The following is a 6,169-nucleotide window of genomic DNA, read 5'->3' on the forward strand; positions in this document are numbered from 1 at the left end:
GGCGAGGAGTTCCTCGCAAGCAGTGCACACGGCGCGCCCGGGGCGCTGAATGGTGGCGGTGACGGCGGCGGCAAGTGCCGTGCGCCGAAGCTTAAAGGCTATTCGTGGCAGCCGCAGCCGGTCAGCGCTGCACGCGGACCAGGGCCGATTCGAGGCCGCCGCCGTCGAGCCGTTCCTTGAGGCGGTCGGCGTCGTCCTTCTTGTTGAACGGACCGGCGCGCACGCGGTAGACCGTACGGCCGGCCTGCTCGCGCTCGGTGACGCGCGCCTCGACGCCCATCAGCGACAGCTTGGCGCGCTGCGCCTCGGCGTCGTCGGTGGTGCGGAAGGCGCCTGCCTGGACGAAGTACATGAACGGATCGGCGCCGCCGGAGGATGCCGCCGCGGCGCTGTTGCTGCTGCTCGGCGCGGCGGAGGCCACCGTCGTGCTGCCGGAGCCCGAGCCCGCGCGGGCACGGGCGAGGTCGCCCAGCGGATCGTTCGACGCCGGCAGCGCGTTGGCTTCGGCCGGCACGGGGGCCGCGCGCGTCGGCTTGGGCGCGACCACCACGGGCACCGGTGCGGTGGCCGGGGGCGGCGTGCCGGGCGCGACGGCGGTGTTGCCGGTGGCAGGCTCGCCGGTGACCGGGTTGACCGGACCGGTGGGGGCCGGTGGCGCGGACCTGGCTGCGCCGGCCTTGCCGGCCAGCGGTGCGTTGGGGTCCCAGTCGCGGTTCTTGCGGGCTTCGGCTTCGTCCTGCTCGGCGCCGCCCTTCTGCGTCTTGGTCACGAACGGGATCGGCACCTTGGTCACGTAGACCGCGATGCCCAGCGCCACGCCCAGGCCGATCACCAGTCCGATGATCAGGCCGATGACGATGTTGCCGCGTTGTCTGGTTGTCTTCTTCATGTTGAGGTTCACATCTTGCTCGGCGCACTGACGCCGAGAATCGCGAGGCCATTGTGCAGCACCTGCGCGGTCGCGGCGACAAGCGCCAGGCGGGCCAACTTGACCTTTTCGTCGTCCACCAGGATGCGCTCGGCGTCGTAGTAGCTGTGGTAGCTGGCGGCCAGTTCGCGCAGGTAGAAGGTGACGTCGTGCGGGGCGAAATCCTTCGACGCCGCAGTGAGCATGGCCGGGTACTTGGCCAGCAGCAGCATCAGCGCCTGCGCCGCCGGGCTCTCCAGCGGCGACAGGTCCACGTCCTTGAGCGTCGCGGCGTCGCCGCCCCAACCGGCCAGCACCGAGCAGATGCGCGCATGCGCGTACTGCACGTAATAAACCGGGTTGTCGTTGTTTTTCGTCACCGCGAGGTCGACGTCGAAGGTGTATTCGGTGTCGGGCTTGCGGCTCAGGAGGAAGAAGCGCACGGCATCGGTGCTCGTCCACTCGATCAGGTCGCGCAGCGTGACGTAGCTGCCGGCGCGCTTGCTGATCTTGACCTCTTCGCCGCCCTTCATCACGCGCACCATGGTGTGCAGGACGTAGTCGGGGTAGCCCTCGGGAATGCCTTCGCCCGCGGCCTGCAAGCCGGCGCGCACCCGGGCGATGGTGCCGTGGTGGTCGGTGCCCTGGATGTTCACGACCTTGTGGAAGCCGCGCTCCCACTTGGCGATGTGATACGCGACGTCGGGCACGAAGTACGTGTACGTGCCGTCCTTCTTCTTCATCACGCGGTCTTTGTCGTCGCCGTAGTCGGTCGACCTGAGCCAGAGCGCGCCGTCTTCCTCGTAGGTCTTGCCCGCGGCCACGAGCTTGCCCACCGCGGCCTCGACGCGGCCGCTGGTGTACAGGCTGGACTCCAGGTAGTAGTTATCGAAGCGCACGCGGAAGGCCTGCAGGTCCAGGTCCTGCTCGCGGCGCAGGTACGCCACGGCGAATTCGCGGATGGAATCGATGTCGTCGATGTCGCCGCTCGCGGTGTATTCGCGGTCGTCCGACTTGACGGTCTTCTTCGCCTTGAAGTCCTCTGCGATGTCGGCGATGTAGTCGCCGTTGTAGGCCGGAGCCTTCTCGCCGCTCGGCCACTCGGCGTCGCCGGGCTTGAAGCCGCGGGCGCGCAGCTGCGTGCTGTTGGCCAGCGTCTGGATCTGCACGCCGGCGTCGTTGTAATAGAACTCGCGCCACACGCTGTCGCCCTGCGAGGCGCGCAGGTTGCAGATGGCGTCGCCCAGCGCCGCCTGGCGGCCGTGGCCCACGTGCAGCGGGCCGGTCGGGTTGGCCGAGACGAACTCGACCAGCACCTTCTCGCCAGTGGCCGGCTGCTGGCCGAAATTGGCACCTGCAGACAGCACTTCGCGCACGATCTGCTGCTTGGCGGAGGTCTTCAGCCGGATGTTGAGGAAGCCGGGCCCGGCGATCTCGATGGCCTCGACCCATTGGCCGAAAGCGGGGGTGGCGAGCAGCGCAGCGCTCAGTTGCTCGGCCAGTTCGCGGGGCTTCTTCGCGAGCGGCTTGGCCAGCTGCATGGCGGCGGTGCTGGCGAAATCGCCATGCGCGGCCACCTTGGGCGATTCGAACGCGGCCTTGGAGCCAGCGCCGGGGGAGAGGGATTCGAGCGTGTTCGCGAGCGCCGCGAGCAGCTCCTGTTTGACCAATAGCATCTGCGAATTTTACCGGGGGCAAACCCGGGCGCAGTTGACGATGGTCATCCGATCGTTGCCGCCGCCCGTTACGATGGGCAGCCCCGGGGCGGGGCACCTGTCACAACTCCACCTTGCAAGGACATATCACCATGAAGAAGTTCCTTTCCCTGGTCGCCCTGGGCGCCTGCCTTTCCTTCGGTGCCGCGCAGGCACAAGACAAGGCCCCGGCGCCCGCCACGGCCCCCGCTGCAGCAGCCGCCGGCGCCACCTGCGACGCCAAGGCCATCGACAAGAACGGCAAGCCCCTGGCCGGCGCCGCCAAGGCCAGTTCCATCAAGAAGTGCGAGAAGGAAGCCAAGGCCGCCGCAGCCCCCGCATGCGCCGCCAAGGCCATCGACAAGAACGGCAAGCCGCTGGCCGGCGCCGCCAAGAACAGCTTCATCAAGAAGTGCGAAAAAGACGCCGCGGCCTGATGGGCCCGCGTCGCGCTGCTAGACAAAGCAGCGCAAGAAAGGAAGAGCCCGCCCCGTGCGGGCTTTTTTTATTGCTTGCCGAAGCCGCGTGCGAGGAACACGGCCACCAGCGGAATCAGCGCGATCAGGTGGGCCTGCACCATCACCAGCTTGCGCGTCTTTTTGATGTCGTCTTCGGCCGGCAGCTTGCCGGTGGAGCGCAGCGTCTTGCGCCAGCGGAAGTAGGTGAGCGTCGGAAAGATCGACAGCACGCCCACGATGATGAAGAGCCCCAGCTTCACGTGCAGCAGCGGGTTGGTCCAGTACCAGGCCGTGCCCTTCACGCCCCACCAGGTGCGCGCGATGCCGGTGGCAAGCACCGCGATGGCGGCGATGCCGTAGACCATGTCGACCTTGGCGAGCCGCTCGACCACGGCGGCGTTGAGCCACTGCACGCGGCACAGGGCTGCTTCACTGGAAATGAACACGACCATCGTGAGGATGGCCAGCAGATGCAGGTAGGCGAGGATGGCTTCGAGGGTCATCGATGGCTTTCAAGACTAGAGCTCGCCCCCAGGCTTCGCGCACTTCGTGTCGCTTCTCCCGCCCCCCTGCCTGGGGCCATACCAGCGGCCCGGCAAAGCCGGTTCCGCGGTGTTTCGCGAAGAGAGCCGTGGGGACTTCGGCGGTTTTTCAAATGCAAACAGATTGTGCCGCCGCTCCCGCGCCGTCAGGCTGTTCGCCCCCAGAATTCCGGTTGTCCGTACTGGTCCTTGAGGAAATCAAGCCACAGTCGCACCCGCAGCGGCAGGTGCTTGGCGCCCGCGAACACCGCGTAGATGCCGTTGGGCGGCGCGGCGAATTCGTCGAGCACGGGCACCAGCAAGCCCGCGTCGATCTCGGCCTCGACCTCCCAGGTGCTGCGCCAGGCGATGCCGTGGCCGGCCAGGCACCAGTCGTGCAGCACCTGTCCGTCGGAGCAATCGAGCGGGCCGCTCGGGCGCAGGTGGATCAGCTCCTCCACGCCGGCCTCGGAGGTGACGCGAAAGGCCCAGCCGCGCGTCTGCGAGGCATCGCTCGACAGCGTGAGGCAGGCGAAGCGCGACAGGTCGCCGGGGTGCTTCGGCGTGCCGTGGTGGCGCAGGAAATCGGGCGTCGCCACGCAGCGGCGGCGGTTGTCGGCCAGGCGCACGCTCACGAGCGAGGAGTCGGGCAGGTCGCCCACGCGCACCGCGCAGTCGAAGCTCTCGCCGGTCACGTCGACCACGCGATCGCTGAGGTTCAGGGAGATCGTCACCTCCGGGTGCATCGCATGAAAGCGCGGCACCAGCGGCGCGACATGGCGGCGCCCGAAGCCGGCCGGTGCCGTCACGCGCAGGTGCCCGCTGGCCTTGACGCCGCCGGCGCTCACGCTGGCCTCGGCATTCGCGAATTCGGTGAGCAGCCGCTGGCAGTCTTCGAGGAACGCGCTGCCCTCGTGCGTGAGCGTGATGCGCCGCGTGGTGCGCACCAGGAGCTTCACGCCCAGCCGCTCCTCCAGCGCATCGAGTCGCCGCCCCATGATCGCGGGCGCCACGCCCTCGGCCTTGGCCGCGGCCGTGAGGCTGCCGCGGGCCGCGACCGAGACGAAGGATTCGAGTTGCTTCAGGCGGTCCATGGGGCGGGAACTATATCGCCCGCCGCACCGTGGGCGTTTCCGGGATCGCCCACCGGCCGGTGGGCACTGCTTATTCGGGCCGCACGCCCGCGTCGCGCACCGCCGCGCCCCAGCGCTCGTGCTCCGCCTTGACGTACTGCGCCGCCCGCTCCGGGCTGCCGCCGACCGGCACGCTGCCCTCGGCCTGCAGCTGGGCAATGGTGGCCGGCCTGGGAGCGCCTTGTCGATGGCGGCGTTGAGCTTCTTCACGATGTCGGCGGGCGTGCCGGCCGGCACGACGACGGCCTTCCAGTCCACCGCCTCGAAGCCCTTGTAGCTCTCGCCCACGGTCGGCACGTCGGGCATCACCGGCAGGCGCTGCGCCGAGGTGACGGCCAGCGCGCGCAGCTTGCCGCCCTTGACCATCGCGAGCGCGCCCTGCGGCGTGGCGAACATGTAGTCGGTCTGGCCGCCGAGCAGGTCGGTGATGGCGGGCGCGGCGCCCTTGTACGGCACGTTGAGCACCTTGAAGCCCGCGCGCTTGGCGAGCACCTCGCCGGCCATGTGGCCGAGCGTGCCGGTGCCGGCCAGCGCCTGCTTGATCTCGCCCGGTCTGGCCTTGGCGGCGGCCACCACGTCGGCCAGCGTCTTGAAGGGCGCATCGGTGCGCACCACCAGCACGACCGGCTGCGCCGCGACGATCGACACCGCCACCACGTCCTTCAAGGCGTCGTACGGCATCTTCGGAAAGAGCGTCGGGTTGATCGCGAGGTTGGCCGTCTGGCCCAGGCCGATCGTGTAGCCGTCGGGCTTGGCCTTGGCCACCACGTCGATGCCGATGTTGCCGTTTCCGCCCGCACGGTTGTCGACGATGAATGTCCATTTGGTGTCGTCGGTCACCTTCTGCGCGATAAGGCGCGCGACGATGTCGGTGGCGCCGCCCGGGGTGTAGGGCACGACGAGGCGCACAGGCTTGTCGGGCCATGCGGCGCCGTCTGCCGCCAGGGCCGGAAGTGCGGGAAGGCATGCAGCGGCTGCGGCGCAGGCCAGCAAGGCGCGCCGTGTCAATGAAAACATGGGGTCAGTCTCCGAGGGTGATGTGTTGTGACTTGAGGGAGGCGATCTCGGTGTCGCTGTAGCCCACTTCCTTCAGCAGCTCGTTGCTGTGCTCGCCGATGTGCGGCGGCTGCAGGCGGATGCCGGGGCGTTCGCCGTCGAGCGTGAAGGGCATCAGCGGCACCTTGGCCGTGCTGCCGTCGTTCATGCGCACGGGTGCGAGGCCGCCCGTGGCGTTCAGGTGCGGATCGTCGAAGAGCTCCTGCGGCTTCGTGATGGGCGCGAAGGGCAGCTCGTTCTGCTCGAACACCGCGGCAAGCTCGGCCGCGCTGCGGTCCGCCAGGTGCGAGCGCAGGATCGGCATCATCCAGTCGCGCGCGCGCACGCGGTCGTTGTTGGTCTTCAGGCGCGGATCGGCCAGCATGTCTTCCAGGCCGAAGGCCTTGCAGAAGACGGCCCA

The 6,169-nt window shown here is 68.8% G+C and carries 6 protein-coding genes and 1 pseudogene; 1 reads left to right on the top strand and 6 read right to left on the bottom strand.

Annotation, left to right across the window (positions count from 1 at the left end):
• Positions 1–121: 121 nt before the first annotated feature.
• Both RT97_RS01825 and argS read right to left on the bottom strand, forming a co-directional pair.
• Positions 122–889 carry an SPOR domain-containing protein gene (locus RT97_RS01825; RefSeq protein ID WP_042577091.1) on the bottom strand — a complete coding sequence of 256 codons (768 nt, stop codon included), beginning with the start codon at positions 887–889 and terminating at the stop codon, positions 122–124.
• A gap of 8 nt (positions 890–897) precedes the next feature.
• Positions 898–2,583, bottom strand: coding sequence for an arginine--tRNA ligase (argS, locus tag RT97_RS01830; protein WP_042577078.1), 1,686 nt, complete (start codon positions 2,581–2,583; stop codon positions 898–900).
• A 131-nt stretch (positions 2,584–2,714) separates the two neighbouring features.
• Between argS and RT97_RS01835 the strand changes: the two genes are divergently transcribed.
• The gene (locus tag RT97_RS01835; RefSeq protein ID WP_042577079.1) at positions 2,715–3,038 is read left to right on the top strand and encodes a hypothetical protein; all 324 of its coding nucleotides are present in this window, start codon (positions 2,715–2,717) and stop codon (positions 3,036–3,038) included.
• Positions 3,039–3,106: 68 nt separating this feature from the next.
• Here RT97_RS01835 and RT97_RS01840 read toward each other — a convergent pair whose 3' ends face one another.
• The 4 genes and pseudogenes from RT97_RS01840 to RT97_RS01850 all read right to left on the bottom strand — a co-directional run.
• Positions 3,107–3,562 carry a DUF2214 family protein gene (locus RT97_RS01840; RefSeq protein ID WP_042577080.1) on the bottom strand — a complete coding sequence of 152 codons (456 nt, stop codon included), beginning with the start codon at positions 3,560–3,562 and terminating at the stop codon, positions 3,107–3,109.
• 185 nt (positions 3,563–3,747) lie between these two features.
• Positions 3,748–4,674 carry a LysR family transcriptional regulator gene (locus tag RT97_RS01845; RefSeq protein ID WP_042577092.1) on the bottom strand — a complete coding sequence of 309 codons (927 nt, stop codon included), beginning with the start codon at positions 4,672–4,674 and terminating at the stop codon, positions 3,748–3,750.
• Between the two features lie 273 nt (positions 4,675–4,947).
• Positions 4,948–5,730, bottom strand: a pseudogene (locus RT97_RS32285) (Bug family tripartite tricarboxylate transporter substrate binding protein); the annotation flags it as partial.
• A gap of 4 nt (positions 5,731–5,734) precedes the next feature.
• On the bottom strand, positions 5,735–6,169 hold a 435-nt coding region (locus RT97_RS01850; RefSeq protein WP_042577081.1), incomplete at its 5' end, for a CoA transferase.

This window comes from Variovorax paradoxus (assembly GCF_000834655.1).
Taxonomy (GTDB): Bacteria; Pseudomonadota; Gammaproteobacteria; order Burkholderiales; family Burkholderiaceae_C; genus Variovorax; species Variovorax paradoxus_F.

What these genes read in the sequence shown, in the direction of transcription:
- RT97_RS01825 (WP_042577091.1), bottom strand. Translation starts at nt 889, where the DNA reads ATGAAGAAGACAACCAGACAACGCGGCAACATCGTCATCGGCCTGATC.
- argS (WP_042577078.1), bottom strand. Translation starts at nt 2,583, where the DNA reads ATGCTATTGGTCAAACAGGAGCTGCTCGCGGCGCTCGCGAACACGCTC.
- RT97_RS01835 (WP_042577079.1), top strand. Translation starts at nt 2,715, where the DNA reads ATGAAGAAGTTCCTTTCCCTGGTCGCCCTGGGCGCCTGCCTTTCCTTC.
- RT97_RS01840 (WP_042577080.1), bottom strand. Translation starts at nt 3,562, where the DNA reads ATGACCCTCGAAGCCATCCTCGCCTACCTGCATCTGCTGGCCATCCTC.
- RT97_RS01845 (WP_042577092.1), bottom strand. Translation starts at nt 4,674, where the DNA reads ATGGACCGCCTGAAGCAACTCGAATCCTTCGTCTCGGTCGCGGCCCGC.